Raw genomic sequence first — 24,627 nt, 5'->3', positions numbered from 1 at the left:
CTGGATGCCGGACGATCCTGCCCGTCGAGCTGCCCTCGGCGCGTCCGGCTGGCGCGGCGGCGACGGCCTCGACACGATCGCGGCGTGAAGATCGTGGTGCTCGTCGTGGTCGTCGTCGTGGTGCTGCTGCTCGTCCGCACGTCCCGGAGCCGCGGCCCGGCCCGCGGTGCTGACCGGCGCGCGGACGGCGGTGCGGTGGCGACCGGGGACGGTGGCGGCGCCGCGCCGCACGGCTACGGAGGCGACGGCCGGCCCGACCACGACGGCGGCGGCCACCACGGTGGCGGCGACCACGGGAGCGGCTCCGACGGCGGTGGGGGCTCCGACGGCGGCGGTGGAGGCGGGGGCGGCAGCGACTGAGCCGTCCGGCCGGCGCCGGCGGGGGTGCGGCCGGTCAGTCGTCCGGCTCGCCGGACCGCGGGCGGGCGCGGACGTGCATCCGCTCGCCCTGCGGCCCGAACAGCCCCAGCAGCTCGACCGGTGCCGGGCCGGGGTTGGTCAGCGCGTGCGGCAGGTGGGTGTCGAACTCGACCACCTCGCCCGGGGTGAGGACCAGCTGCTGGTCGCCGAGGTGCAGGACGAACCGGCCGTTGAGCACGTACAGCCACTCGTAGCCCTCGTGCGACCTGAGCTCGAACTCCCCGGCCGGCCAGCCGGGCGGGATGACCAGCTTGTAGGCCTGCAGCCCGCCCGGGCGCCGGGTGAGCGGCAGCAGCGTCATGCCGTTGCGCTCGACCGGCCGGGGGTGCACCCGCGGGTCGGTCGACGGCGGCTCGTCGAGCAGCTGGTCCAGCGGCACCTGCAGCGCCCGGGTGAGCGGCAGCAGCAGCTCCAGCGTCGCCTTGCGCTGCCCGGACTCCAGCCGGGACAGCGTGCTGATCGAGATGCCGGTCGTCTCCGACAGCTGGGTCAGCGTCGTGTCCTTGCGCTGCCGCAGCGCCCGCAGCCGGGGGCCGACCGCCTGGAGCACGCCGTCGATGTCGTCCATCTGAATAGTTTGCCGTCATGGCAACCGCTCTTGTCAACGACGCCATGCCCAGGAGGGTGGTGCCACGACCGGCAGCACCGACCCGCCGGCGGCCAGGTGCAGGCTCCAGGTGCCGTCGATGCCGTCGTCCAGGTCCTCGCGGAGCGCCTCGGCCCACTCGTCGTCGTCCGCGGTGAGCACGCCGGTGCCCGGCCGGCACAGCGCGATCGCCAGGTGGCCGTCGGCGCAGTCGGTCTGCTCGGTGACCGCGTCGTGCAGCGACAGCAGGCCGCGCAGCGTCTCGTGGTCGGGCAGCCGGGGCAGTTCGTCGACCGGGACGACCACCGGGAGCATCCGCCCGTCGCGGTCGAACCAGGCCAGCCACAGGCTGCGGCCGCCGAACACCGGTGGTGCGAGCACGGTGTGCCAGCGCCGGGTCAGGTCGGCGGCGGAGCGGACGGGGACGTCGGAGAGCGGTGTCGTCATGTCGACACCGTGGCAGCGCGCGGCCCCCGCGGGGCGGCCGTCCACAGCCCCCGCCGCCGTCCACAGCGGACCGGCGACCCGGCAGCCGGAACGCGCTGGAGCTGCTAGGAGGCGGCGGCCTCGGACACCGTGATCGCCGCGTTGACCAGCGCCAGGTGCGACAGCGCCTGCGGCAGGTTGCCCAGGAAGTCGCCGGTGGCCGGGTCGAGCATCTCGGCGAGCACGCCCACGTCGTTGGCCGTCGGCATCAGCTCGTCCATCAGCGCCCGCGCCTCGTCCACCCGCCCGCACAGCGTCAGCGCCGACACCAGCCAGTAGGAGCAGGCCAGGAAGACGCCCTCCTCCTCGGCGGCGCCGCTGAACCGGTACAGGTGGGGGCCGTCCCCGAGCTCGGACCGCAGCGCGTCGAGGGTCGAGCTCATCCGCTCGCCGCGGTCGAACCCGCTGATCGCGTGCAGCACGATCGAGGCGTCCAGCTGGTCGCTGCCCGGGTACCAGACGTAGGCGCCGCGGTCGGCGGACCAGCAGTTGTCCGACACCCAGGCGCTGATCCGGGCGGCCTCGCTGCGCCACCGGGCGTCGTCCCCCGGGATCTGCCCGGCCTCGGCGAGCTCGACGGCCTTGGTCAGCGCCATCCAGGCGCCCAGCTTGGAGGTCGTGTAGTGCCGCAGCTCGGGCAGCTCCCACATGCCGGAGTCCTTCGCCTGCCACCGGTCGCAGGCGAGGTCGGCGACCTCGGCGAGCAGCCGGCCGGTCTCGGCGTCGAGCACGTTGCCGTTCTCCACGTACAGCGAGACGATCGCGAACAGGTCGCCGAACACACCGAGCTGCAGCTGCCCGGCGGCGTCGTTGCCGATGGCCACCGGGGACGACCCGCGCCAGCCGGGGACGTCGCGGAACTCCGCCGCCGGCACCGGCCCGCCGTCCAGGGCGTAGACGACCTGCGGCTCCGGGCCGAGCCGGCGCACGGTGGACAGCAGCCAGCTGATCGCGCCGTGCGTCTCCTCGCGCAGCCCGAAGCGGAACAGCGCGGTGAGCGCGTAGGCCGAGTCGCGCACCCAGGCGTAGCGGTAGTCCCAGTTCTTGGCCACCGTCCGGCTCTCCGGGAGCGAGGTGGTCGCCGCCGCGACCATCGACCCGCTCGAGGCGTGGATCAGCTGCTTGAGCAGCAGCGTGCTCCGCCGGACGGCGGTGTCCCACGGGCCGTCCCAGGAGAACTCGGCCATCCAGGCGGTCCAGTTGTCGACGGTGCGGTCGATGCCGCGGTCGACGTCCTCGGCGCGGGGCAGGAACAGCGGCTCGCGCTCGGTGCCGACCAGGCCGAGCAGCTGCCGCGAGCCGGGGGCGGTGGTGAAGGTGACGTCGATCCGCCGGTCGCCGGCGCGCACGTCGTCCGCGCCGAGCGTGCGGACGGCGAGGGTGAGCCCGTCGACGCGGAGCACCGGACCGTGCGCGGTCTGGTGCACCCACGGCGAGGCGGTGCCCAGGCAGGTGCCCGGCCGGACGGCGGCCCGCATCCGCACCGACCCGGTCAGCCCCTCGATGCGCCGGGCGAGCTCCGACCACGGCAGCCGGCCGGCGATGCCGGAGTTGAGCGCGTCGGTGACCCGCACCGTGCCCGAGGTGGTGGTGAACGTCGTGGCCAGCACGTTGGTGTGCTCGACGTAGGACCGGGCGACGGTGAAGTCCTCGTCCGGGCACAGCTCGATGCAGCCGCCGTCCTCGGCGTCCAGCAGCGCGCCGAACACCGGGGTGGCGTCCATCTCCGGCAGCGGCAGCCAGTCGATGCGGCCGTCGCGGGCGATCAGCGCGATGGTGCGGCCGTCGCCGATGGCGGCGTAGGAGCGCAGGTCGGCGTAGCCGGCGGCGTCCCGCTCGTGCACCGGCGCCGGGGCGCCGCCCGCTCCCCAGTGCAGGTGCGGGCGGCGCTCGGCGGAGGTCACGGGGTCGGCATCCCACCGTTGACGTTGAGGGTCTCGCCGGTGACGTAGCTGGACTCCGCCGAGGCCAGGTAGACGTAGGCCGGACCGAGCTCCGCGGGCTGCCCGGCGCGGCCCATCGGGGTCTCCTGGCCGAACTCCGGCAGCGCCTCGGTGGGCTGCCCGCCGGTGGCCTGCAGCGGCGTCCAGAACGGGCCGGGGGCGACCACGTTGACCCGGATGCCCTTGGGGGCGAGCTGCTGGGCGAGCGCCTTGCTCATCGTGTTGATCGCGGCCTTGGTGGTCGCGTAGTCGACCAGGCCGGGGGAGGGCGAGTAGGCCTGGATCGAGCTGGTGTTGATGATCGTCGAGCCCGGGGGCAGGTGCGGCAGCGCCTCCTGCACGATCCAGAACAGCGCGTAGACGTTGGTCTTGAACGTGGCGTCGAACTGCTCGCTGGTGACGTCGGCCAGGTCGTCGACCCAGGTCTGCTTGCCGGCGACGTTGGCCACGATGTCCAGCCCGCCGAGCGCCTCGACGGCGGTGTGCACGAGCGCGCGGGCGGCGGCCTCGTCGGAGATGTCGGCCGGGGCGAGCACCGCCTTCCGGCCGGCCTCCTCCACCAGGCGCGCGACCTCCTCGGCGTCGGACTGCTCGCTGGGCAGGTAGTTCAGGACGACGTCGGCGCCCTCGCGGGCGAAGGCGATGGCCGCAGCGCGGCCGATGCCCGAGTCGGCGCCGGTGACCAGGGCCTTGCGGCCGGGCAGCCGGCCGGTGCCGCGGTAGCTCTGCTCACCGTGGTCGGCGCCGGGCGCCAGGTCCTCGACGAGGCCGGGGGCGTCCTGGTGCTGCTCGGGGAAGCCGTCGGTGCGGTACATCGTGGTCGGGTCGGTGAAGGTGAACTGGTCGGCCATGACCCGGCGGTGCCCGGCCCGGCGGTGTGCCACACACCCGTCGGCTGTGACCCGGGTCAGCCCTCGCCCCGGCCCCCGCCGCGGCCGTCGCCCCGCCCGCCGCGGTCGTCGTCGCCGTCCCCGCCGTCGTCCTCGCCGTCCTCCTCGTCGTTCCCGGGGTCCTCGTCCCCGCCACCGTCGTCCCCGCCGTCGTCGCCGCCGTCGTCCCCGCCGGTGTCCCCGCCGGTGTCCCCGCCGTCCGTCGACGGCGCCGCGGGGGTGGGTGCCGGGGCCGGCTCCGGCGCGGGGGCGGGCGGCGGCGGGGGCGCGACGGCGTGGACGACGGTGACGACGGCGCCCGGCGTGAGCTCGCCGACCGGGTTCACCGTGAGCACCGTGTCGGCGGGCGCGTCCGCGGTCTCCTGCGGCTGCAGCACCACCCGCAGCTGCTGGGCGACCAGCTCGGCCTGCACCTCCGTCACCGGCCGGCCGACCAGCTCGGCCAGCGTGAGGGTGACCAGCTGGACGGTCGGCGGTGCGGACGACGACGTCGCCGGGGCCGCCGCGGGCTGCTCGGGGCGGTCGGCGGCGAGCTGCAGGAAGCCGGCGGTGCCGCCGCCGACGACCAGCAGGGTCGCCAGCGCGGCCGCCAGCCAGGGCCAGCGGCGGCGGGGCTCGGGCTCGTCGTCCTCGAGGGCCCGCAGCTCGCCGAGGTCGTGCACCTCGTCGTCGTGCGCGTCGTCGTCCGGCGGGAGGACGAAGGCCCGGGTGGCGGGCAGCGGTGCGGCAGCGGCCGACGGGGCCACCCGGACGGCGGGCATCAGCGACGTCCGCGCGGTGGCCGGGTCGGCGCCGATCGAGCGTCCGGCCAGCACGTCGTCGATCGCGGCGCGGAAGGCGGCGCCGTCGGGGAAGCGCTGCCGCGGGTCCTTGGCGGTCGCCTGCTCGACCAGCCGGCGGACCGGCTCGGGGACGTCGGCCGGCAGCGGCGGCGGCACCTCGCGGATCTGCCGCATCGCGATCTGGGTAGGGGTGCCGCCGTCGAAGCCGCGGTGCCCGGCGAGGCACTCGTAGCCGACCAGCCCGAGCGCGTAGACGTCGCTGGCGGGGGTGGCGCGGCCGCCCTCAGCCTGCTCGGGGGAGAGGTAGTTGGCGGTGCCGATGACCTCGCCGGCCTGGGTCAGCGGGACGCTGGCGGCGGAGACGGCCACCCCGAAGTCGGTGAGCTTGACCGAGCCGTCCGGGCCCAGCAGCACGTTGCCGGGCTTGACGTCGCGGTGCACGACGCCGGCCGCGTGGGCCGCACCCAGGCCGGCCGCGCTCTGCCGGAGGACGTCGAGGGTGCGGTCGGCGGGCAGCCGGCGCTCGCGGCGGAGCAGCGCGGACAGCGACTCGCCGCGCACCAGCTCCATGACCAGGTAGGCGAGCCGGTCGCCGGACGGGCCGGTGACCTCGCCGTAGTCGAACAGGGTGGCGATGTGCGGGTGCACGAGCCCGGCGGAGTGCTGGGCCTCGGCGCGGAACCGGGCCAGGAAGGTCGGGTCGGCGGTGAGCTCGCTGCGCAGCACCTTCACCGCGACGTCCCGGTTCAGCGTCGTGTCGTGGGCCCGCCACACCTGGCCCATCCCGCCGCTGGCGATGAGCTCGTCGAGCGCGTAGCGCCCACCGATCAGCTGGCCGTCCGGGTGCACCCGCTCATCCTGCCCCGCGCGTCCAGCCGGGCGGGACGTCGTGGTCGCGGGCGGCCGGGGTCAGCCGTTGCCCCGGCCGTTCCCCTTGCCGTTGCCGCCGGCGTTGCCGTTGCCGTTGCCGTTGCCGTTCCCCTGGTTGCCGGTGTCGGGGTCGGCCGGGGTCGCCGGCTGGTCGGCCTGCCCGGTGCCGGGGTCGGTGACCGTGGTCGTCGCGGTGTCCGGGACCGGTGCGGGCGCGGGTGCCGGCGGGGCGACGGCGTGGGTGACGGTGACCGGGCTTCCCGGGGCGAGGTCGCCCGCCGGGTCGAGGGCGATGACCTCGCCGTCGGGGACGTCGGCGGTCTGCAGCGGCCGGAGGGTGACCAGCAGCCCGCGGGCGGTCAGCTCGGCCTGCACCTCGGCGACCGGCCGGCCCACGTGGTCGGCGGTGGCCAGCCGGACCAGCTGTGGCGACGGGGCGGCGGTGCTGGGCGGCGGCGTGCTGCTCGGCGCCGTGGTGCCGGCCGCCGCCTCGCCGTCCCCACCGCCACCGGCCAGCAGCAGCCCGCCGGCCACCGCCGCCGCGGCGGCCACGGTGAGCGCGGACGCCAGCAGCCGGCGCCGCCGCGGGGGCCGATCCGGATCGACCGCCGGCTCGGGCGGCAGCGGGATGGCCGCGGTCGGCGCCGGGAGGTGCAGCGGGCGACCGGCGAGCACGTCGTCGATGGCGTCGCGGAAGGCGGCGCCGTCGGGGAAGCGGGAGGCCGGGTCCTTGACCAGCGCGGTCTCCACCAGCCGGCGGACCGGGGCGGGGACGTCGTCCGGCAGGGGGTCGGGGGTGCCGTGCAGCTGCAGCAGCGCCACCTGCAGCGGGCTCTCCGCCTCGAACACCCGCCGTCCGGTGAGGCAGAGGTAGCCGATGACGCCGAGGGCGTAGACGTCGCTGGCCGGGGTGGCGCGGGCGCCGCCCGCCTGTTCGGGGGAGAGGTAGTGCGGGGTGCCCATGACCTGGCCGGTGCCGGTGAGCGGCACCGACGACCCGGAGACGGCGACCCCGAAGTCGGTGATCTTCACCGTGCCGTCGGTGCCGATCAGCACGTTGCCGGGCTTGACGTCGCGGTGCACGACGCCGGCGGCGTGCGCGGCGGCCAGCCCGTCGGCGCACTGCCGGAGGACGTCGAGGGTGCGCTCGGGGGAGAGGGTGACCGTGCGGTGGAGCAGGCCGGACAGCGACTCGCCGCGGACCAGCTCCATCACCAGGTAGGCGAGGTGCTCGTCGGTCGGGCGGGCGGGCGGCACCTCGCCGTAGTCGAACAGCGTGGCGATGTGCGGGTGCACCAGGCCGGCGGCGAGCTGGGCCTCACCGCGGAACCGGGTGAGGAACGTCGGGTCGCCGGTGTACTCGCTGCGCAGCACCTTCACGGCGACGTCCCGGCCGAGCAGGGGGTCGCGGGCCTGCCAGACCTGGCCCATGCCGCCGGTGGCGATCAGCGCGGTCAGCTCGTACCGACCGCCGACGAGCCGGACGTCGGGGTGCATGCGGCTCCTCGGTCGGGTGCCCTGCTCGCGGTGCGGGGCGGGCTCGGCGTGACCATCACACCAAGCGCGGGCCGCTCCGGCGAGCCGGCACACCCGATCGAGGTGGAACCGCGTCGGTCAGACCAGCTCGGGCACCCGCAGGTGCGCCAGCACCAGGTCGAACTCGCCGACCTCGCTGATCCGCACGCCCATCGCCTCCGCGAACTCCTCGCGCATGTCCGAGCCCGACTCCCGCGACGCCTCGAGGGTCGACCGGCTCTCGTAGGTGACCGCCGCGGTGGACCTGCCGGTGTTCCGGTCGGTCATCAGGCTGACGCTGCAGAAGCCCGGCAGCTGTTCCATCCGTGGCAGCAGGCTCATCCGGAACGCGGTGACGACGTCGTCCATCCCGGCGGCGTCCCCCTCGGCCCAGATGACGCGGCTGCACGCGCCGTCGCCGGCGGGGTGCACGCGGTGCAGGGCGGAGATCTCCCACTCGGTGACCTCGACCAGCTCGGCCCGCAGCGCCTCGGCGGCCCCGCGGCGCAGCTCCCGCACGCTCTCCGTGCTCGCCCGCATCGCCTCGTCGGTGGCCCAGGCGGCGGTGACGATGCACCGGCCCTCACCCCGGTCGGCGAGCATGGACATCCCGACGCAACCGCTCATGTGCTGCAGCGCGGGCCAGACGGTGTCCCGGACGTGGGCGATGCCGTCGTCGACGGCCCGCGGGTCACCCCGGACGGTGGTGGTCCTGGCGTACATGCCAGTGCTCCTCCCTGGCGGTGCCCCGGCGGCATCGCCGCACCGACGACTGTCCTCGCGCGGGCCGCCGATCGGAAGGTGTCCGGATCCGCGCTCTCCCGACGAGCGCCGAACATGGCCATCTTCGGGGTCTCTAGCGGCCCGAAGATGTCCATCTTCGGGACCGCGGGTCAGATGGCGGCGACCAGGGTGGCGAAGACGATGACGTTGTCCCGGTAGTCGCCGGCGTCCTCGTCGAAGCTGCCGCCGCAGGTGATGAGCCGCAGGCCGGCGTGGGGCAGGTCGCCGTAGACCGCGTCCGAGGGGAAGTCATCCTTGGCGTGCTCCTCGACGCGGTCGACCCGGAAGACGGCGGAGGTGCCGTCGGCGCGCTCGACGGCCACCTCGTCGCCGGGCAGCAGGTCGCGCAGGCCGGCGAAGACACCCGGCTCACCGCCCCAGTCGACGTGCCCGGCCAGGACGGCGGGACCGAGCTGGCCGGGGGTGGGGCTGCCGTCGTACCAGCCGGCCGGGAAGCCGCCGGGCGGGACCTCCATGGAGCCGTCGCGCTCGAGGCCGAGGTCCATCACCGCCGAGTCGACCTCCAGCGCCGGGATCCGCACCCGCACCGGTTCGCTCGCCGCCAGCTGCAGGACCGGTGCCGGAGCGGCAGCGGCCGGGACGGGGCCGGCCGGGACGACGGTCGGGACGGCGGACGGGACGGCGGACGCGACGGCGGACGGGACGGTGGCCGGAGCGGCGGCCGCGAGGACCGGCACGTCCCGGCGGGCCGACGCGGGCTCGCCCGGCGGTGCGAGCACGACGGCGGCGACCCCGGCGGCGGCGAGGACGACCGAGGTGCCGGCCCAGACCCGCGCCGGCCGTGGCCGGGCCGCCCGGTGCCGGGTCCGGTCGTACCGGGTGACGCGGGAGCACTGCAGGGCGACGTCGTCGGGGCGGTGCGGCGGCGTCAGCGGCGGGGGATAGGCGCCGGTGATGCGCACCGGGCCGGAGGTCCGGGTCTCGTCGAGACCCGGACCTCCGGCCAGGGGTGCGCGGTGCCGCACGGCTGAGGCGGGTCAGGCCGCGGTGCGGGAGCTGCGACGAGCGGCCACGGCGGCGCCACCGGCACCGGCGAAGGCGAGGCCACCGAGGACGTAGGGCAGCACGCTGCCGCCCTCGGCCGCGCTGCCGTCACCGGCCGCGACGGACCCGGCCGGCCGGTTCGAGACCTGGGAGGCGCCGAGGACCGTGCTGTCCTCGCTGACCGACTGGGTCCCGGCCGCTCCGGGCAGGGTCTCGCACGCGATGCCGTCGCCGTCCTGGTCGAGGCGGTTGGGGTCGCCCGGCGTCGCGTCGTAGGCGGCCTGCGCCTGCGCCTGGCTGGCGAAGTCGCTGCAGTCGAGGTCGGCGGCGTTGGCGGTGCCGGTGAAACCGAAGGACAGGGCGGCGCCGATGAGGACGCTCGCGGCGGCGGTGCTACGGACACGCATGTTGACTCCTGGACGAGAGGGCGGGTGGTGACCCAAGACTCATCCAGTACCGAACGCGCAGGTCGCAGGCAGACGGGCGTGTTCCGATACGGTGCCGCCACATTTCCGTCAGGTGTGGCCCTTGTGGCAGGCCGGGCGGAGCGCGTCAGATCGTCGTCCGAGGCCCCACCGCCGCCGGAGATGGCCATCTTCGCCGGTGGATCCGGGGCGGAGATGGCCATGTTCGCCATCGGGGGTGCGGTCAGGCGGCCTGGAAGGAGCGCTTGGACAGGCCCATCGCGTAGCCGTTGACGGCGGTGACCACCGGCGCCTCCGGGTCGCTGGCCGCACCGAGCGTCACGAACAGCGGCGTGAAGTGCTCCACGGTCGGGTGCGCGTAGGGCATCCCGGGCGCGGCCGTGCGGAACCGGGCCAGCTCGTCGACGTCGCCGCGGGCCAGGGCGTCGGCGGCCCAGTCGTCGAAGTCGCGGGACCACTCGGGGACGACGTTGCCCAGGAACATCTCCCGGGTCAGGAACGGCAGCCCGTGGGTCATGAAGCCGCTGCCGACGACCAGCACGCCGTGCTCGCGCAGCGTCCGCAGCCGGGTGCCCAGGCCGATCAGCGTCGCGGCGTCGTGGGTGGGCATCGACAGCTGCAGCACCGGGACGTCGGCGTCGGGGTACATCACCTTCAGCGGCACCCAGGCGCCGTGGTCGAGGCCGCGGCTGCGGTGCTCGTGCAGCTCCTCGCCGTCCGGCAGCACCGACTTCACCAGCTGGGCGAGCGCGGCGGCGGACGGGGTGTCGTAGCGCATCCGGTAGTACATCGGGTCGAAGCCGCCGAAGTCGTACACCAGCTCGGTGCCGGCCCGGGTGCTGCTGATCGACAGCGGTGCGGACTCCCAGTGCGCGCTCACGATCAGGACCGCGCGGGGCTTGGGGAGCGTTCGGGCCCAGGTGTGCAGCTCGGTCATCCAGGCGGCGTCCTCGAACGTGGGCGGGGCCCCGTGGCTCAGGTAGAGGCTGGGCAGCGCGCCGTCCTCCGGCGTCCAGACCCGTTGCGGCTGCGCCGTCTCGAGGGCCGCGTGGTGCTCGAGGTGGGTCAGGAACGGGTGCGGGGCCATGTCCTCGACCGTACCGCCTTTCCTTGAAAGCTCAAGTACCTGCGCGGCACGGTGACGACGACCACGACGGCTCCCGGCCGCGGCGGCCCGGGGCATCGGCTAGACAGTGGGCATGACCGACGTGAACGTCTCTGATGCCGGCTGGCTCTCCCGCGAGGAGATGGACGCCGCCCGCGAGCGGCTGCCGATCCTCTACGTGGACGCGGTGCCGGTGCGGGTGGACGAGACGGGGACGGTGACGGCCGTCGGGCTGCTGCTGCGGATCGGCTCGGACGGCCAGGTCAAGCGGGCGCTGGTGTCCGGCCGGGTGCTCTACCACGAGCGGGTGCGCTCGGCGCTGCTGCGCAACCTGGAGAAGGACCTCGGCCCGCTCGCGCTGCCCCGGGTGCCGCCGTCGCCGCAGCCGTTCACGATCGCCGAGTACTTCCCGACCCCGGGCGTCACGCCGTTCCACGACCCACGGCAGCACGCGGTGTCGCTGGCCTACGTCGTGCCGGTCGAGGGCGACTGCGCGCCGCAGCAGGACGCGCTGGAGCTGACCTGGTTCACCCCGGACGAGGCCCGCGAGCCGGCGGTGCTGGCCGAGCTGGCCAACGGGCAGAGCACGCTGCTGCTGCAGGCGCTCGCCTCGCTCGGCGTCTGAGTTCACAGCCGCCCGGGGGTACCGACCGGGCGGTGGACGACCGATACCGGATCTGAACAGATCCGGGAGAGGACGTCATCTGCATGAGGGCCCGCAAACGATCCATCGGTGACCGCCTGGCCGAGCTGGCCGGTGCCCGGCTCGACGTGCTCCAGGTCGCGCCGGGGTCACGTGCCAAGCACGTGGCGCTCGGCGGTGTGCTGCTGAGCACCGGTGCGCTGGCCGCGGTGTCGGCCGCGTTCGCCGTCCACATGGCGCTCGGCGCCCCGTGGGCCGTCGCGCTCGTCATCGGCATCGGCTGGGGCCTGGTGATCGTCAACCTGGACCGGATGCTGCTGGTCGGCATGGCGCACGACTCCTCGGTGGTGCGCAACGTCGCCATGGCGGTGCCGCGGATCGCCCTGGCCGTCCTGCTCGGCACGGTCATCTCCACCCCGCTGACGCTGCAGGTGTTCGACAAGGAGATCGACGCGACGATCGTGACGCTGCAGGCCGAGGCGGCGGACGAGTTCACCACCGAGCTGGACGCCGATGCCCGGTACGCGCAGATGCCGGCGCTGCAGGAGCGGATCGCGACCGCGCAGGCCGTGCTCGCCGGCGGCGGGGCGACCGACCCCAACGCCGACCCGCGGGTGACCGCCGCGACCGCCGACCGCGACGCGAAGCAGACCGCCTACGACGCCGCCCAGGCCACCTACCGTGAGATGCAGGCCAAGGCGCAGTGCGAGCTGGACGGCTCGTGCGGCTCCGGCGAGGCCGGCCCGGGCGACGCCTACCAGACCGCCGCGGCCGCAGCCGCGCAGCAGGCGTCCGTCGTCGCCGACGCCAAGGCGCAGCTGGACGACGCCGAGGGCACCCTGCTCGACGCCCGGACGGCGGCCGGCTCCGACGCCGCCAGCAACGGCGCCCGCAGCGTGTCGATGGCCGAGGCCGACCTGGCCACCGACCAGGCCGCGCTGGCCGCGCTGACGTCGTCCCGGGCCGCCGAGGTGGCCGCGTTCGAGGCGCAGAACTCCGAGTCCGACGGGCTGCTCGCCCGGCTGGAGGCGATGGACCGGCTCGCCGAGGACCGGCCCGCCGCCGGCACCGCGCACCTGATGCTGTTCCTGCTCTTCCTGTCCGTCGAGCTGCTGCCGATCCTGATGAAGACGCTGGTCAACTTCTCCGAGCCGACGTCGTACGACAAGCTCGAGAAGATGCGCGACGACGAGGACGTGGCGGCGGAGACCATCCGCCGCGACGGCCGCCAGCGCGCCGTGCAGGCCCGGGCCGACCTGGTGGTCGCCGCGGAGACCGACCGGATGGCGCGGGAGATCATCGAGCGCGAGGCCGCGGCCCGCGAGGAGGCGGCCCGCCGGGAGGCCCGCCGTCAGGCCCGTCGCGGCCGGTTCGCCCGGGCGCTGCGCTCCGTCGTCCCGGGCCGGCCGGCCGAGTCCGAGGTCATCGAGCCGACGCTGGACACCGGCGAGCTCGAGGCCATGATGATCGCCCCGTCCGCGGTGGGCGTCTTCGGGACGTCGGCCGTGCCCGTTCCGCGCCCGGCCGCCGAGCTGCTGCTGCCGCTGCCCGAGAACCGCTGACCGGCCGCACCGACATCTCCGGGACGACGTCCCGGAGCACCCACGCACCACCGATCCACGGGGACCCACATCCATGAAGCCCGCACGCACCAGCCTCCTGGCCAGCACGCTGACCGTGGGCGCCATCGCCCTCGGCGGCCTGGCCTCCCCGGCCCTGGCCGACACGGCCCGGACGACGACCGTCTGCGCCCCGGCCGCCGGCACCTGTGACCACACCACGATCCAGGCTGCCCTCGACGCCGCCGTCGACGGGGACACCGTGCGGGTGGTGGGGGACGTCAGCGTCGCCGGGACCACGACGATCGCGAAGGACGTCACCGTGACCGGGGCGCCCGGCGCGACCGTCACCCAGACCGCGTCGGCGGTCACGTTCTCGATCACCGGGGCCGGCGCCACGCTGTCCGGGCTGACGATCACCAGCGACACGGCCAAGGCCGCGGAGTTCGTCTACCTCGCGGCCGACGGGGTCACGCTGTCGGGCACCACGATCTCCGGGCCCGAGCAGGCCGGGGCGATGTCGACCTGGGTCACCAACCGCGGGTTCGTCACCGCGGGCGGCATCAGCGGCCTCACGGTCAGCGGCAACACGGTCCACTCGGTGCGGTCCGGCGCGTACCTCAACCCGAACGGCCGCGGCGTGATCACCGGCAACACCCTGTACGACACCAAGGGCGACTTCCTGGTCGACAACGCCGCCTTCGCGTTCACCGGCAACCGGGCGGGCGACCCGGACCAGCGCAGCGAGTGGGGCTTCGTCGTCTTCGCGGGCACCGACGCCGGCCGCTACCCGAGCATGGCGGCGCTGAGCGCGGCCAACAACGGCATGACGGCCTGGGACCAGCGCTCGGGTGACCGGTTCGTGCCCCCGCTGGTCGCCGACGACTGCAAGGACGGCGGCTGGAAGACCCTCGACCCCGGTTTCCGCAACCAGGGCCAGTGCGTGAAGTCCGTCGCCGGCAAGTAGCGGCGTACGCCCCGGGGGACCGCAGCACTGCTGCGGTCCCCCGTCGCGTTCCACCGGCCGCCGCCGGTGCCCGAGCCAGGTGTCACCAGTCGTCGGGCGGGGTGAACTGGCTGACGGTGAACTCCGCGCCCTGCGGGTCGCGCAGCAGGGCGTTCCGGGTCCACCGGTCGTCGGTCGACCGGAGCACCGTGGCGCCCAGGCGTTCGGCGGTGGCCGCGCTGTCGTCGCGGTCGGCCACCGAGAAGGTGACGTGCCAGTGCGCCGGTTCGTCGGGGGGCAGGACGAGCAGCCCGCCGATCACGTCGGCGAACCCGGGCGGTGCCATGGCCTGCCGCTCGTGGATGCCGGGATCGGACGTCGCGGCGAGGTGGTCGCCGTACCCGGGGACACGGAGCAACGTCCCGGAACCCTGCCCCAGCTCTGCGGCGACCCAGCCGAAGAGGCGGGTGTAGAACGCCATCGCGTCGTCGCGGTCGGGGGTGTGCAGGTCGCTGAAGTTCCAGGCGCCGGGGGCGTTGACGAGCTGGGCCCCGAGCCGACGGCGGGCCTGCCACAGCCGGAAGGGCGCTCCGACGGGGTCGGTGCAGCCGGCCGCCCGGCCGCCCGGGCCGGCCTCCCAGGGTGCGGCGACGACCGCTCCGCCCGCGTCGGCGACCACGGCCGCGGTGGCGTCGACGTCGTCCACGGCGACGTAGGTGTTCCACGTCGCCGTGCTGCCGGTCGCCGGCCCGAGCGCTGCGACGTCCTGCCCGTCGAGGGTGGCGATCAGGTAGGGCGCGGGCGCGTCCGGTGGCACGGCGTCGGTCAGCGTCCAGCCGAAGAGCCCGGCGTAGAAGCGGGCGGCTGCGTCGAGGTCGGGCTGCTCGCTGTCGATCCAGCAGGTCACGCCGTGGGGGTAGGTCCGCTGTCTGGTCATGGCGCCTCCGTCTCGGGATCGGTCGGCCGCGGGCCGCGGCGACCTCGAGGACGTCCTACGCCTGGGGGCTGACAGGACGCGCCTCGCCCGACCGGGGGCGCGGGGTCAGGCGCTGCGGCGCCCGCGCAGCTGGCCGCCGAGGCCGAAGTAGTGCTTGCCGGTCGCGGCGCCGTCACAGGCGGGACAGCACGCCTCCGCCGGCTCCGCCGAGTCGGCGGCGAGCCGATGTCGCAGCTGGCGGGCGGTGCCCGCGCCCTCGGTCAGGTCGTGCAGCCAGTCGGACAGCCCGCCGTCGTCGGCCGGCATCTCGTCGTTCGAACCTTTGCGAGACCTCATGGTCTCGTTCTCGGCGGGCCGCCAGGCGAGGGTGACCGGAGCGCTGGTTCGGCACCTCACGCACCCCACCGGTCACGCCGAGGGATGATCGCGGCATGCCGCTGCCTGGGGTGCCGCTGGAAGAGCTCGGGTTCCTGACCATCGGGTTGTTCGACGGGGACGACCCGGGGCCGGGCATCGAGTCGACGCTGCAGGTGATCGAGCTGGGCGAGCGGCTCGGCTTCGACAGCGCCTGGCTGCGGCACCGGCACCTGCAGTACGGCATCAGCTCGCCGGTCGCCGTCCTGGCCGCGGCCACCCAGCGGACGTCGCGGATCGCGCTGGGCACCGCGGTGACCCCGCTGGCGTGGGAGAACCCGCTGCGGCTGGCCGAGGACCTGGCCACCGTCGACGTGCTGAGCGGCGGCCGGCTGAACCCGGGCGTCAGCGTCGGCCAGCCGATGCACTGGGACGACGTCAAGGCCGCGCTCTACCCGGACACCGCCGACGTCGAGGACTTCTCCTACGAGCGGGTCGCCCGGCTGCGGCGGCTGGTCGCCGGGGAGCCGGCGTCGTCGTTCCGCGGCAAGGAGGGCGTGGTCGAGGAGTGGTCCGACCGGGTGCAGCCGCACTCGCCGGGGCTGGCCGACCGGCTCTGGTACGGCGGGGCGTCGCTGCGGTCGGCGCAGTGGGCGGGGGAGAACGGGATGCACTTCCTGACCTCCAGCGTGCTGAAGGCCGACACCGACGAGGACTTCGCCACCCAGCAGGCCGCGCAGGTGCAGGCGTTCCGCGCGGCCAACCCCACCGGCCGGGTGTCGCAGGGGCTGGTCGTCATCCCGACCGACTCGGCGTCGCCGGAGCAGGTCGCCCGGTACCAGGCCTACGTCGACGCCCGCACGCCGCGGACCGCCGCACCGCAGGGCCCGGCCCGGATGCTGTTCGCGCGGGACCTGATCGGGTCGTCGGAGCAGATCGCCGAACAGCTGTACGCCCACGCCGGCTTCCGTGAGGTCACCGAGGTGGTGTTCGCGCTGCCGTTCAGCTTCGAGCACGACGACTACGTGCAGATCCTCACCGACACCGCCCAGCACCTCGGCCCGGCGCTGGGCTGGTCGCCCACCGCCTGAGGCCGCTCAGACCGGCACGGTGTGCACGAGCTCGGCGATCTCCCGCTTCACCGCGTTGAAGGCCGGCGAGGTGACGTCGCGGTCGGCTAGCTCCACCGGCACGATCCGGCTGATGTGCCCGGGCACCCCGTGCGAGGCGCCGCCGGTCATCACGACCACCCGGTCGGCGAGGAACACCGCCTCCTCGATCGAGTGCGTCACGAACACGACCGTCGTCCGGGTCTCCACGTGGATCCGCCGGAGCTCGGCCTGCAGGTCGGCGCGGGTGAGCGCGTCCAGTGCCCCGAACGGCTCGTCCATCAGCAGCAGCGACGGGTCGTTGGCCAGCACCCGGGCGATCGCTACCCGCTGCTGCATCCCGCCGGACAGCTGGGCCGGGTACCTGCCGGCGAACCGGGTGAGCCCGACCGCGGCGATGAACCGGTCGGTGACCGCCGCGACCTCGGCCTTGGGCAGCTTCTTCCGCGAGGGCCCGTAGGCGACGTTCTCCCGCACCGACAGCCACGGGAACAGGCCGTAGTCCTGGAAGACGACGCCGCGGTCTGGGCCCGGCCCGGTCACCGCCGTCCCGCCGACCTCGACGACGCCGCCCGAGGGCTGCTCGAAGCCGGCCAGGATGCGCAGCAGCGTGCTCTTGCCGCAGCCGCTGGCGCCGACCACGGCGACGAACTCGCCGGAGGCGATGGTCAGGTCGACGTCGGCCATCGCGGTGACCCCGCCGTCGTAGGTCTTGCTGAGCCCGGCGACCCGGACGTCGGCGGTGCGGCCGGCCGCCAGGTGCTCCGTGGTCGTGACTGACATGGTGGGCTCCTACTTGATCAGCGGTCGGTCGCGGAACAGGACGCGGAAGACCAGCATCAGCAGCCGGTCGGAGAGGAAGCCGGCGACGGCGATGCAGATCATCCCGACGACGATCTGGTCGGTCTGGACGACGTCGCGGGCCAGGAAGATGGTCGAGCCGAGCCCGGTCGGCACCCCGGTGGTCTCGCTGAGCACGAGGATCACCCAGGACAGGCCCAGGCCCACCCGCATGCCGTTGACGATGGCCGGGGCCGCCGCCGGCAGGACGACGCGCAGCAGCGTGCCGACGCCGGAGGTGCCCAGCATCCGGGCCGCCTCCAGCAGCCGCTCGGGCACCTGCCGGGCGCCGCTGATGGTGCCGAGCACGATCGGGAAGAACGCCGACAGGGTGATGAGGAAGATCGACGCCTGGTCGCCGTAGCCGATGAGCAGCGCGACCAGCGGCACCCAGGCGGTCGCCGGGATCGGCCGGAACAGGTTGATCATGGGGTCGAACAGCGCGTTGACGGTGCGGGAGCGGCCCATCAGCACCCCCAGCGGGACGGCGACCGCGGTGGCCAGCGCGAACCCGGACAGCACCCGCAGCGCGCTGGCCGGCAGGTCCTCCCAGAGCAGGTTGCTGAAGGCGTCGTCCCGCGTGCCCACGGCGTAGTTCGCCAGCCCGCGGGCGACGTCGGCGGGGTAGGGGAGGAAGCCCATCCGGATGCCGAAGGGCAGCTCCCAGGCGTTCTCCCGGCCCAGGTGCCACAGCAGCAGGAACAGCAGCGGGACCGGCAGGCCGAGCAGCACGGTGCGCAGCCGGCCGCGGCCCCGTCGTCCCGGGGTGGCGGGCGCCGTGGGGACGGCGGCCGCGACGGGCACGGTGGCGGTGGTCATGGGGCGTTCCTCCCGGGAGGAGGGCGCCGGCGCGGTCCGCGCCGGCGCCCCGGCGGCGATCAGGACTCGGGGGCGAAGGACGCGTCGACGAGCTCGTCGGCGGTCGGCGCGGTGTCGATGAGGCCGAGGTCGACCATCGCGGTGGCGAGCGCCTCGACCTGGCCCTGGTACTCACCGCTCAGGTCCGAGCGCAGCCAGAAGTTCTCCAGCGCCGACTCGAGCACGGCCTGGTCTCCGCCGAACTCCTGCACCATCTCCGGCAGCCACTCGTCGACGTTGTCGGTCATGTACGCGGTGGTCGCCGCGTGCGTGTCGACCACCTTCTGCACCAGTTCCGGGTCGTCGGCGGCCAGCGAGCCGGTGGTGACCAGGCCGATGTTCACCTTGCCGATCGGGGTGTCGTACGGGTCGGTGATCGAGTGGCCGCCGGCCGCGGTGGCCAGCGAGACGGCGATCTCGGTGCCGAAGAAGGCGTCGATCGAGCCGCTGTTGAACGCCGAGGCCATCTCCGGCGGCGGGACGGCGACCAGCTCGAGGCTGCTCGGGTCGACGTCGTTCTCGGCCAGGATCAGCCGCATCGCCACCTCCGGCGCGCTGCCCTGGATGTAGCCGACCTTCTTGCCGGCCAGGTCGGCGACGGTGTCGACGTCGTCCCCGCCGATGAAGCCGGAGCCGCCGTCCGCGGCCGAGGCGACGATGGTCAGGTCGCGGTCCTGGCTGATGCCGGAGATCGTCGCGGTGACGCCGGTGATGGCGAAGTCGACGGTGCCGGAGGAGACCGCGTCGGTCAGCGCCGGGGTGCTGTCCAGGGTGACGACCTCGAACTCCACGCCGTCGACCGCGTTCTCCTCGTAGAGGAACGGTGCGTAGAAGTGCGGCTGGCCGCGCAGCGTGCCGACGGTGACCGTCTGCGTCTCCTCGCTCCCGCCCGACGCCCCCGCCTCGGAGGAGTCGGAGCCGCAGGCGGCGAGGGAGAGGACGGTCGCGGCGACGGCGGTGCCGGCGATCGCACGGCGGACGGCGGTGGGGCTCAACGGGTCTCCTCGGGGCGGCGGTGCGGCGCGCTGGGTGTCGCCGGAGGGGACTCAACAGACCGCCTGGGTGCCGCCCGTGTCCGCGCTGTAACGAGCCCGTGAAGTGACCTCGCCGTGACCTGCCGGGCTCAGCGCTGCGGGCTCCCGCTGCCGGACCCGCCGTTGAGCCGCAACCGCCAGCACAGCAGCGCCAGGTCGAGCGCGGTCCGCACCTCGCGCTGCTCCAGGTCCACCCCGCCCAGCAGCTGCGACATCCGCTCGACCCGCCCGTAGAGCGTCTGCCGCCGGATGCCGAGCATGTCCGCCGCCCGGCTCTTGCTCATGCCGGCCACGAACAGGGTGTCCAGCGTCATCACCAGGCCCGCGCCGGTCCGGGCGTCGTGCTGGAGCAGCGGGCCCAGCTGCGCCAGGGTGAACCGCTCCAGGGCCGCGTCGTCCACCATGGTCAGCAGCAGCTGGTACAGCGCGACGTCCTCCGAGAGCACCAGGTCCGACGCCGTCGCGATGCGCACCGCGAGATCGGAGGTGTCCAGCGCCGACTGGAGCGACCCGGCGAGCGCCGGGACGTCGTCGACCAGCGGCCCGGCGCACACCAGCACGCCGCCCATGGCGCCCAGCCGGGCGTTGAGGTCGGCGGTGAGGGCCGCCAGCTGGCGGCGGGCTCCCGCCCTCGGCACGGCGGCGGCGAGCAGCACGTGCCCGTCCCGCTCAGCCACCATCGTGGCGGGGAGGTGCCGGGCGGAGCGCTCCTGCACCGTCTGCAGCCACCCCGGCAGCGCCGACCGGTGCGACCGCGGCCGCACCACGCACCCGACGACGGCGTGCCCCGGCCGGACGACGAAGCCGACGCCCAGCGCCCGCGACGCCAGGTCGCCGGTCGTGGGGTACCGGCCGGTCATCAGGTCGGTGAGGAGCTGGGCCGCGGACAGCCGGCGACTGCTGGTGCCCGACGGCGACCGCTGCACCTCCAGCGCGACCAGCGGGCCGGCCGCCTCGACCAGGGCCGCGGTGCGCGGGCCGGCCGGGCCGTGCAGGGTGAGCCGGCCCCAGATCCGCCCGCCGACGAGGACGTCCACGCCGTCGCCGGCGCAGCCCTCGGGCACCGCGGACCCGGCGACCAGCTCGCCGTCCGCGGTGACCAGGCTGGCCGGCTGGCCGCTCAGCTGCGCGCAGGCGCCGACCAGCCCGACGACGCCGGGGCTCTCGGCCATGGCCTGCAGCAGCCGGTTGCGCTGCTCGGCGACCTCCCGCAGCGCGGTGACCTCCTGCTCGAGGATCGCGGCGTGGGCGGCCTCGGTCACCTCGATGAAGGGCACCACGCCGTGCAGCAGCACCACCGGGAGCCCGACCCGGGCGGCCTCGTCGAGCAGGGCCGGCGGTGCGGTGGGGAAGCTGCGGCCCAGCTCCAGCAGCAGCGCCGTCACCCCCACCCGGGCGAGCGCGGCGGCGTAGGCGCGGTGCGCCTCGGGGGGCAGCGCGACCAGCCCCAGGCCCGTGGTGAGCAGCGCCTCCCCGCCCTTGAGCAGCGGGGCGATGTCCTGGATCTCGCTGGTGTGGACCCAGCGGACGACGCGCTCGTCGAGCCCGTCCCGGTGCCCGGCCAGCTCCGGGCGGGCGCCCTGCACCGCCGGCAGGGCCAGCAGGTCGCGCAGGGTGAACGGCACGCGCGCACCGTACAGAGCGTCCAGCCTTAACACGGTGGTGACGACGCTCCGTCTCTTGGGCCGACCGCACCGCAGGCCTAGCGTCCTCGCCAGCCGACCGCCCGGGTCGCCACAGGGAGGGAGGGCCCATGCCCTCGATGTCCAGCACGCAGCAGTCCGCCGGCCGACGTACGGGCCGGGCGCGGCCGGGGCTGGTCGCCGGCCTCGCGGTGTCCGCCCTGGTGCTCGCCGCCTGCGGTGGCACCACCGGCGAGGAGGACGGCGGCTCGGCGTCCTCGACGGACGAGGACACCATCTCGGTCTTCGGCGCGTTCGCGACCCCGCTGGAGGAGCCCTGGGACGGCGCCATCCACGCGGCGCTGACCGACGTCGCGGAGGACGGCGAGATCACCTACCAGCACGTCGACGACCTGGGCACCGCGGACGAGATGGAGCGGGCCCTGCGCGACATCATCGCCACCGAGGACCCGGACATCATCGTCGGCGACGCGTTCGCGGCGGAGGAGGCGGTGCGCGAGGTCGCCGCGGAGTTCCCCGACACGGCGTTCGCCTTCGGCTCGGGCGGTGCGGAGCAGGCGCCCAACTTCAGCGTCTTCGACAACTGGCTGCAGGACCCTGCCTACCTGTCCGGGATGCTCGCCGGCGGGCTGACGAAGACCGGCACCATCGGCGTCGTGGGCGCGATGCCCATCCCCGAGGTCAACCGGATCGTCAACGCCTTCACCGCCGGCGCGCAGGAGGTCAACCCGGCCGCCACGGTCACCGTCTCCTTCATCAACTCCTTCTTCGACCCGGCGACGGCCAAGCAGGCCGCCGAGGCGGCCATCGCCGGCGGGGCCGACGTGCTGTTCGCCGAGCGCGACGGGGTGATCGCCGCCGCCGAGGAGAACGGGCTGCCGGTGTTCGGGATGATGGTCGACCAGCAGGAGCAGGCCCCCGAGCACGTGGTGTCCTCGCTGGTGTGGGACATGCGCCCGACCATCGAGGCGGTGGTGGCCGCGGTCGAGGACGGCAGCTACGAGGCCTCGAACCTGGCCGAGTACTCCTTCATGGTCAACGGCGGCAGCTCGCTGGCGCCGATCAACACGGGCACGGCGTTCCCGATCCCGGCCGAGCTGATCGCCCAGGTCGAGGAGCGGCAGGCGGCCATCATGGACGGCAACTTCACCACCCCGGTGGACGAGGACGAGCCGGCCGGCTCGACCACGGTCGGGGAGTGACCCCGGCGGCCGTCGCCCCGGGCGGGGAGGTGTCCCCGCCCCGGGCGGCTCCGCTGGTCGAGCTGCGGGGCATCACCAAGCGGTTCGGGTCGCTGCTGGCCAACGACGCGATCGACCTGTCCGTGGACGCCGGCCAGGTGCTGGCGCTGCTCGGGGAGAACGGCGCGGGCAAGAGCACGCTCACCCGCATCCTCTACGGGCTCAGCCGGGCCGACGCCGGGGAGATCCGGATCGCCGGGGAGCCGGTGACGATGACCTCGCCGGCCGACGCGCTGGCCGCCGGGATCGGCATGGTGACGCAGGAGTTCACCCTGGTCGGGCCGATGACGGTCACCGAGAACCTGATGCTGGCCGGCTCGCCGCTGGGCCGGGTGGACCGGAAGGCGGCCCGCGAACGGGTGCTGGCGGCGTCCGAGCGGCTGGGCGTGCCGGTCGACCCGGACGCCGTCGTCGAGCGGCTGTCGGTGGGGGAGCGCCAGCGGGTGGAGATCCTCAAGGCGCTGCTGGGCGACTGCCGGCTGCTGGTGCTCGACGAGCCCACCGCGGTGCTGGTCCCGGTCGACGTCGATCTGCTGTTCGCCTCCATCCGGCGGCTGACCGCGCAGGGCCTGGCGGTCGTGTTCATCTCGCACAAGCTGCACGAGGTGGTCGACCTCGCCGACCGGATCGGCGTCCTGCGGCGCGGCCGGCTGGTGGCCGACCTGCCGGCCGAGGGGCTGGACCCGGTCGCGATCGCCGCCCTGATGGTCGGTGCTCCGGAGTCAGCCGACGACGCGGCGCTGCCGGACCGCGTCGACGACGAGGCCCTGGCCACCGCCGTCGGCTTGGACGGCGCAGCATCGGCACCGACCGCCGAGGCAGTCGCGCGACCCGACCGGCCCGCCGCCCTCGAGGTCAGCGGGCTCACTCTGGCCGGCGACCCCCGGCCGCGGGTGGACGACGTCTCGCTGACCGTGCGCGCGGGCGAGATCGTGGGCGTGGCCGGGGTGTCCGGCAACGGCCAGACCGAGCTGGTCGCGTTGCTGTGCGGCACCACGCCGCCCACCGCCGGCACGGTGCACGTCGGCGGCGCCGAGGTCACCGGCCTGGACGTCGCCGCGCGGCTGCGGGCCGGGCTGGGCCGGCTGACCGAGGACCGCCGGGGCAGCGTCGTGCTCGGCATGAGCGTGGAGCAGAACCTGGTGGTGGAGGACCTGGACCGGTTCCGCACCGGGCCGTTCCTCAGCCGCCGCCGGGTCCGGGCGCACGCGCAGGCGCTGATCGAGCGCTTCGACATCCGGGCCGCCCCCGGCGACCCGATCCGGTCGCTGTCCGGCGGCAACATGCAGAAGGTGCTGCTGGCCCGGGCCATCGAGCGCGACCCCACGGTGCTGGTCGCCTCGCAGCCCACCCGCGGCCTGGACGTCGGCGCCTGCCAGTACGTCTACGCCCAGCTGCGCGCGCTGCGCGACGCCGGCAGCGGGGTGCTGCTGGTGTCCGAGGACCTCGACGAGCTGATCGGCATCGCCGACAGGGTCGTGGTGCTCTCCGGTGGCCGGCTGGTCGGCGAGGTCGCCGCCGCTGACGCCACCCGCGAGGCGCTGGGCGTGCTGATGACCGGCTCGGGGGAGCGGGCGGCATGAGGTTCGTGCTGCGCTCCCGCGAGCCGCGCTGGCTGGCCCCGGCCGCCGTGGGCCTCGCCGTGCTGGCCACGCTCGCGCTGACCGCCGGGCCGATCCGGCTGGCCGGCGCGGCGCCGGTCTCGGCGTTCGAGCGGTACGTGGTCACCCCGCTGACCACCGGCAACGGCATCGCCGAGGTGCTGCTGGCCGCCACCCCGCTGCTGTTCACCGGCCTGGCCGTGGCCGTCGCCTTCCGGGTCGGCTACTACAACATCGGCGCCGAGGGGCAGTTCCTCGCCGGGGCGATGGCGACCACCGCGGTGGCGCTGGCGCTGCCGGACCTGCCCGCCGGCGCCGCGCTGCCGCTGGCGCTGGTCGGCGGTGCGCTGGGCGGAGCGGCGTGGGCGTTCCTGCCGGCCTTCCTGCGCCGCCGGGCCGGCATCGACGAGGTGGTCACCACCCTGCTGCTCAACCCGGTCGCGGTGCTGCTGCTGCAGGGCCTGCTCAACGGGCCGTGGCGCAACCCGGACACCGGCTTCCCCGACTCGGCGACCTTCGGCGAGGGCTTCCGGCTGCCGGCGCTGTTCGGCAGCCGGGTGCACGCCGGGCTGCTGGTCGGGCTGGTGCTGGTCGCCGTCACGGCTGTCGTCCTGCGGGCCACCCCACTGGGCGTGCGGCTGCGGGCGGCCGGGCAGTCCCCGGCGGCGGCGGAGTTCTCCGGCGTCCCGGTCGGGCTGCTGCAGTGGCGCAGCGCGCTGGTCTCCGGTGGGCTGGCCGGCCTCGGCGGTGCGTCCCAGGTGCTCGGCGTGCAGCACCAGCTGACCGGCAGCCTGGCCGCCGGGTACGGCTACACCGGCGTCGTCGTGGCCACCCTGGGCGGGCTGTCCGCGGTCGGGGTGCTGGCCGTCGCGCTGCTGCTGGGCGACGTCCAGGTCGGGGCGCAGGGCGCCTCGATCGCCCTGCAGCTGCCCAGCCAGATGGGCGGGGTGCTCACCTCGGTGCTGCTGCTGACGGTGGTGGCCGCGCTGTCGGTCCGGCACTTCCGGCTGGTCCGGGGCACACCCCGGACGCCGCGACCGGTGGAGGGCTGA

At 74.9% G+C, this 24,627-nt stretch carries 24 protein-coding genes; 8 read left to right on the top strand and 16 right to left on the bottom strand.

Translation table 11 applies throughout. The features are described 5' to 3' along the window. The first annotated feature begins 84 nt into the window (after nucleotides 1-84). Nucleotides 85-360, top strand: coding sequence for a hypothetical protein (locus HL054_RS20715; RefSeq protein ID WP_369140998.1), 276 nt, complete (start codon nucleotides 85-87; stop codon nucleotides 358-360). A 34-nt stretch (nucleotides 361-394) separates the two neighbouring features. Here HL054_RS20715 and HL054_RS20710 read toward each other — a convergent pair whose 3' ends face one another. The 10 genes from HL054_RS20710 to HL054_RS20665 all read right to left on the bottom strand — a co-directional run bounded on the left by HL054_RS20710 (nucleotide 395) and on the right by HL054_RS20665 (nucleotide 10,792). After that, nucleotides 395-988: a helix-turn-helix domain-containing protein gene (locus tag HL054_RS20710; RefSeq protein ID WP_369140997.1), complete on the bottom strand. Its 594-nt coding sequence runs from the start codon at nucleotides 986-988 to the stop codon at nucleotides 395-397. 33 nt (nucleotides 989-1,021) lie between these two features. Further along, on the bottom strand, nucleotides 1,022-1,453 hold the full coding sequence (locus HL054_RS20705) for a hypothetical protein (protein WP_369140996.1): 432 nt from the start codon (nucleotides 1,451-1,453) through the stop codon (nucleotides 1,022-1,024). Between the two features lie 104 nt (nucleotides 1,454-1,557). Further along, nucleotides 1,558-3,396, bottom strand: coding sequence for a glycoside hydrolase family 15 protein (locus HL054_RS20700; protein ID WP_369140994.1), 1,839 nt, complete (start codon nucleotides 3,394-3,396; stop codon nucleotides 1,558-1,560). Further along, nucleotides 3,393-4,286 (bottom strand): glucose 1-dehydrogenase, encoded by an 894-nt coding sequence (locus HL054_RS20695; protein ID WP_369140993.1) that lies wholly within the window; start codon nucleotides 4,284-4,286, stop codon nucleotides 3,393-3,395. Before HL054_RS20695 ends, HL054_RS20700 begins: the two co-directional genes overlap by 4 nt. Nucleotides 4,287-4,342: 56 nt before the next feature. Further along, nucleotides 4,343-5,956, bottom strand: a complete 1,614-nt coding sequence (locus HL054_RS20690; RefSeq protein WP_369140992.1) for a protein kinase domain-containing protein — start codon at nucleotides 5,954-5,956, stop codon at nucleotides 4,343-4,345. Nucleotides 5,957-6,016: 60 nt separating this feature from the next. Beyond that, the gene (locus HL054_RS20685) at nucleotides 6,017-7,474 is read right to left on the bottom strand and encodes a serine/threonine-protein kinase (RefSeq protein WP_369140991.1); all 1,458 of its coding nucleotides are present in this window, start codon (nucleotides 7,472-7,474) and stop codon (nucleotides 6,017-6,019) included. A gap of 117 nt (nucleotides 7,475-7,591) precedes the next feature. Next, nucleotides 7,592-8,215 (bottom strand): hypothetical protein, encoded by a 624-nt coding sequence (locus HL054_RS20680; RefSeq protein ID WP_369140990.1) that lies wholly within the window; start codon nucleotides 8,213-8,215, stop codon nucleotides 7,592-7,594. A gap of 170 nt (nucleotides 8,216-8,385) precedes the next feature. Continuing rightward, nucleotides 8,386-9,198, bottom strand: coding sequence for a class F sortase (locus HL054_RS20675; protein ID WP_369140989.1), 813 nt, complete (start codon nucleotides 9,196-9,198; stop codon nucleotides 8,386-8,388). A 75-nt stretch (nucleotides 9,199-9,273) separates the two neighbouring features. Beyond that, a complete protein-coding gene (locus HL054_RS20670; protein ID WP_369140988.1) occupies nucleotides 9,274-9,687 on the bottom strand; it encodes an excalibur calcium-binding domain-containing protein in 414 nt (137 codons plus the stop codon). Between the two features lie 241 nt (nucleotides 9,688-9,928). Then, nucleotides 9,929-10,792 (bottom strand): dioxygenase family protein, encoded by an 864-nt coding sequence (locus HL054_RS20665; protein ID WP_369140987.1) that lies wholly within the window; start codon nucleotides 10,790-10,792, stop codon nucleotides 9,929-9,931. Between the two features lie 112 nt (nucleotides 10,793-10,904). On the opposite strand from HL054_RS20665, the gene HL054_RS20660 reads away from it, so the two are divergent. The 3 genes from HL054_RS20660 to HL054_RS20650 all read left to right on the top strand — a co-directional run bounded on the left by HL054_RS20660 (nucleotide 10,905) and on the right by HL054_RS20650 (nucleotide 13,979). Beyond that, nucleotides 10,905-11,435 carry an NUDIX hydrolase family protein gene (locus tag HL054_RS20660; RefSeq protein ID WP_369140986.1) on the top strand — a complete coding sequence of 177 codons (531 nt, stop codon included), beginning with the start codon at nucleotides 10,905-10,907 and terminating at the stop codon, nucleotides 11,433-11,435. An 83-nt stretch (nucleotides 11,436-11,518) separates the two neighbouring features. Then, nucleotides 11,519-13,015, top strand: coding sequence for a DUF4407 domain-containing protein (locus tag HL054_RS20655; RefSeq protein ID WP_369140985.1), 1,497 nt, complete (start codon nucleotides 11,519-11,521; stop codon nucleotides 13,013-13,015). 73 nt (nucleotides 13,016-13,088) lie between these two features. Next, complete coding sequence (locus HL054_RS20650; RefSeq protein WP_369140984.1) at nucleotides 13,089-13,979, top strand: hypothetical protein; 891 nt, start codon at nucleotides 13,089-13,091, stop codon at nucleotides 13,977-13,979. An 82-nt stretch (nucleotides 13,980-14,061) separates the two neighbouring features. Here HL054_RS20650 and HL054_RS20645 read toward each other — a convergent pair whose 3' ends face one another. After that, a complete protein-coding gene (locus tag HL054_RS20645) occupies nucleotides 14,062-14,895 on the bottom strand; it encodes a VOC family protein (protein WP_369140983.1) in 834 nt (277 codons plus the stop codon). Between the two features lie 105 nt (nucleotides 14,896-15,000). Next, nucleotides 15,001-15,231 (bottom strand): hypothetical protein, encoded by a 231-nt coding sequence (locus HL054_RS20640; protein WP_369140982.1) that lies wholly within the window; start codon nucleotides 15,229-15,231, stop codon nucleotides 15,001-15,003. A 95-nt stretch (nucleotides 15,232-15,326) separates the two neighbouring features. On the opposite strand from HL054_RS20640, the gene HL054_RS20635 reads away from it, so the two are divergent. Then, nucleotides 15,327-16,340: an LLM class flavin-dependent oxidoreductase gene (locus HL054_RS20635; protein WP_369140981.1), complete on the top strand. Its 1,014-nt coding sequence runs from the start codon at nucleotides 15,327-15,329 to the stop codon at nucleotides 16,338-16,340. 6 nt (nucleotides 16,341-16,346) lie between these two features. Here the strand turns inward: HL054_RS20635 and HL054_RS20630 are convergent, their stop codons facing one another. The 4 genes from HL054_RS20630 to HL054_RS20615 all read right to left on the bottom strand — a co-directional run bounded on the left by HL054_RS20630 (nucleotide 16,347) and on the right by HL054_RS20615 (nucleotide 20,715). Further along, nucleotides 16,347-17,141 carry an ABC transporter ATP-binding protein gene (locus HL054_RS20630; protein WP_369140980.1) on the bottom strand — a complete coding sequence of 265 codons (795 nt, stop codon included), beginning with the start codon at nucleotides 17,139-17,141 and terminating at the stop codon, nucleotides 16,347-16,349. A 9-nt stretch (nucleotides 17,142-17,150) separates the two neighbouring features. Continuing rightward, nucleotides 17,151-18,017 carry an ABC transporter permease gene (locus HL054_RS20625; RefSeq protein ID WP_369140979.1) on the bottom strand — a complete coding sequence of 289 codons (867 nt, stop codon included), beginning with the start codon at nucleotides 18,015-18,017 and terminating at the stop codon, nucleotides 17,151-17,153. A gap of 59 nt (nucleotides 18,018-18,076) precedes the next feature. Next, nucleotides 18,077-19,051 carry an ABC transporter substrate-binding protein gene (locus HL054_RS20620; RefSeq protein WP_369140978.1) on the bottom strand — a complete coding sequence of 325 codons (975 nt, stop codon included), beginning with the start codon at nucleotides 19,049-19,051 and terminating at the stop codon, nucleotides 18,077-18,079. Between the two features lie 128 nt (nucleotides 19,052-19,179). Continuing rightward, complete coding sequence (locus tag HL054_RS20615; protein WP_369140977.1) at nucleotides 19,180-20,715, bottom strand: PucR family transcriptional regulator; 1,536 nt, start codon at nucleotides 20,713-20,715, stop codon at nucleotides 19,180-19,182. Nucleotides 20,716-20,843: 128 nt separating this feature from the next. On the opposite strand from HL054_RS20615, the gene HL054_RS20610 reads away from it, so the two are divergent. The 3 genes from HL054_RS20610 to HL054_RS20600 are packed head-to-tail and all read left to right on the top strand — an operon-like array spanning nucleotide 20,844 to nucleotide 24,627. After that, nucleotides 20,844-21,935, top strand: a complete 1,092-nt coding sequence (locus HL054_RS20610; RefSeq protein ID WP_369140976.1) for a BMP family protein — start codon at nucleotides 20,844-20,846, stop codon at nucleotides 21,933-21,935. Beyond that, complete coding sequence (locus tag HL054_RS20605; protein WP_369140975.1) at nucleotides 21,932-23,557, top strand: ABC transporter ATP-binding protein; 1,626 nt, start codon at nucleotides 21,932-21,934, stop codon at nucleotides 23,555-23,557. Before HL054_RS20610 ends, HL054_RS20605 begins: the two co-directional genes overlap by 4 nt. Beyond that, entirely contained in the window at nucleotides 23,554-24,627 is a 1,074-nt protein-coding gene (locus tag HL054_RS20600; protein WP_369140974.1) for an ABC transporter permease, read from the top strand. The genes HL054_RS20605 and HL054_RS20600 overlap by 4 nt, the downstream gene beginning before the upstream one ends.

This window comes from Modestobacter versicolor, from assembly GCF_041028285.1.
GTDB lineage: Bacteria > Actinomycetota > Actinomycetes > Mycobacteriales > Geodermatophilaceae > Modestobacter > Modestobacter versicolor_A.
Note: the sequence above shows the minus strand (reverse complement) of the source record. Positions and strands in the feature narration are given on the sequence as shown.

Excerpts from the sequence above, each read along its gene's own strand:
- HL054_RS20710 (WP_369140997.1), bottom strand. The coding sequence starts at position 988 with ATGGACGACATCGACGGCGTGCTCCAGGCGGTCGGCCCCCGGCTGCGG.
- HL054_RS20610 (WP_369140976.1), top strand. The coding sequence starts at position 20,844 with ATGCCCTCGATGTCCAGCACGCAGCAGTCCGCCGGCCGACGTACGGGC.
- HL054_RS20660 (WP_369140986.1), top strand. The coding sequence starts at position 10,905 with ATGACCGACGTGAACGTCTCTGATGCCGGCTGGCTCTCCCGCGAGGAG.
- HL054_RS20630 (WP_369140980.1), bottom strand. The coding sequence starts at position 17,141 with ATGTCAGTCACGACCACGGAGCACCTGGCGGCCGGCCGCACCGCCGAC.
- HL054_RS20650 (WP_369140984.1), top strand. The coding sequence starts at position 13,089 with ATGAAGCCCGCACGCACCAGCCTCCTGGCCAGCACGCTGACCGTGGGC.
- HL054_RS20635 (WP_369140981.1), top strand. The coding sequence starts at position 15,327 with ATGCCGCTGCCTGGGGTGCCGCTGGAAGAGCTCGGGTTCCTGACCATC.
- HL054_RS20640 (WP_369140982.1), bottom strand. The coding sequence starts at position 15,231 with ATGAGGTCTCGCAAAGGTTCGAACGACGAGATGCCGGCCGACGACGGC.
- HL054_RS20685 (WP_369140991.1), bottom strand. The coding sequence starts at position 7,474 with ATGCACCCCGACGTCCGGCTCGTCGGCGGTCGGTACGAGCTGACCGCG.
- HL054_RS20600 (WP_369140974.1), top strand. The coding sequence starts at position 23,554 with ATGAGGTTCGTGCTGCGCTCCCGCGAGCCGCGCTGGCTGGCCCCGGCC.
- HL054_RS20665 (WP_369140987.1), bottom strand. The coding sequence starts at position 10,792 with ATGGCCCCGCACCCGTTCCTGACCCACCTCGAGCACCACGCGGCCCTC.
- HL054_RS20625 (WP_369140979.1), bottom strand. The coding sequence starts at position 18,017 with ATGACCACCGCCACCGTGCCCGTCGCGGCCGCCGTCCCCACGGCGCCC.
- HL054_RS20680 (WP_369140990.1), bottom strand. The coding sequence starts at position 8,215 with ATGTACGCCAGGACCACCACCGTCCGGGGTGACCCGCGGGCCGTCGAC.
- HL054_RS20695 (WP_369140993.1), bottom strand. The coding sequence starts at position 4,286 with ATGGCCGACCAGTTCACCTTCACCGACCCGACCACGATGTACCGCACC.
- HL054_RS20655 (WP_369140985.1), top strand. The coding sequence starts at position 11,519 with ATGAGGGCCCGCAAACGATCCATCGGTGACCGCCTGGCCGAGCTGGCC.
- HL054_RS20670 (WP_369140988.1), bottom strand. The coding sequence starts at position 9,687 with ATGCGTGTCCGTAGCACCGCCGCCGCGAGCGTCCTCATCGGCGCCGCC.
- HL054_RS20705 (WP_369140996.1), bottom strand. The coding sequence starts at position 1,453 with ATGACGACACCGCTCTCCGACGTCCCCGTCCGCTCCGCCGCCGACCTG.
- HL054_RS20645 (WP_369140983.1), bottom strand. The coding sequence starts at position 14,895 with ATGACCAGACAGCGGACCTACCCCCACGGCGTGACCTGCTGGATCGAC.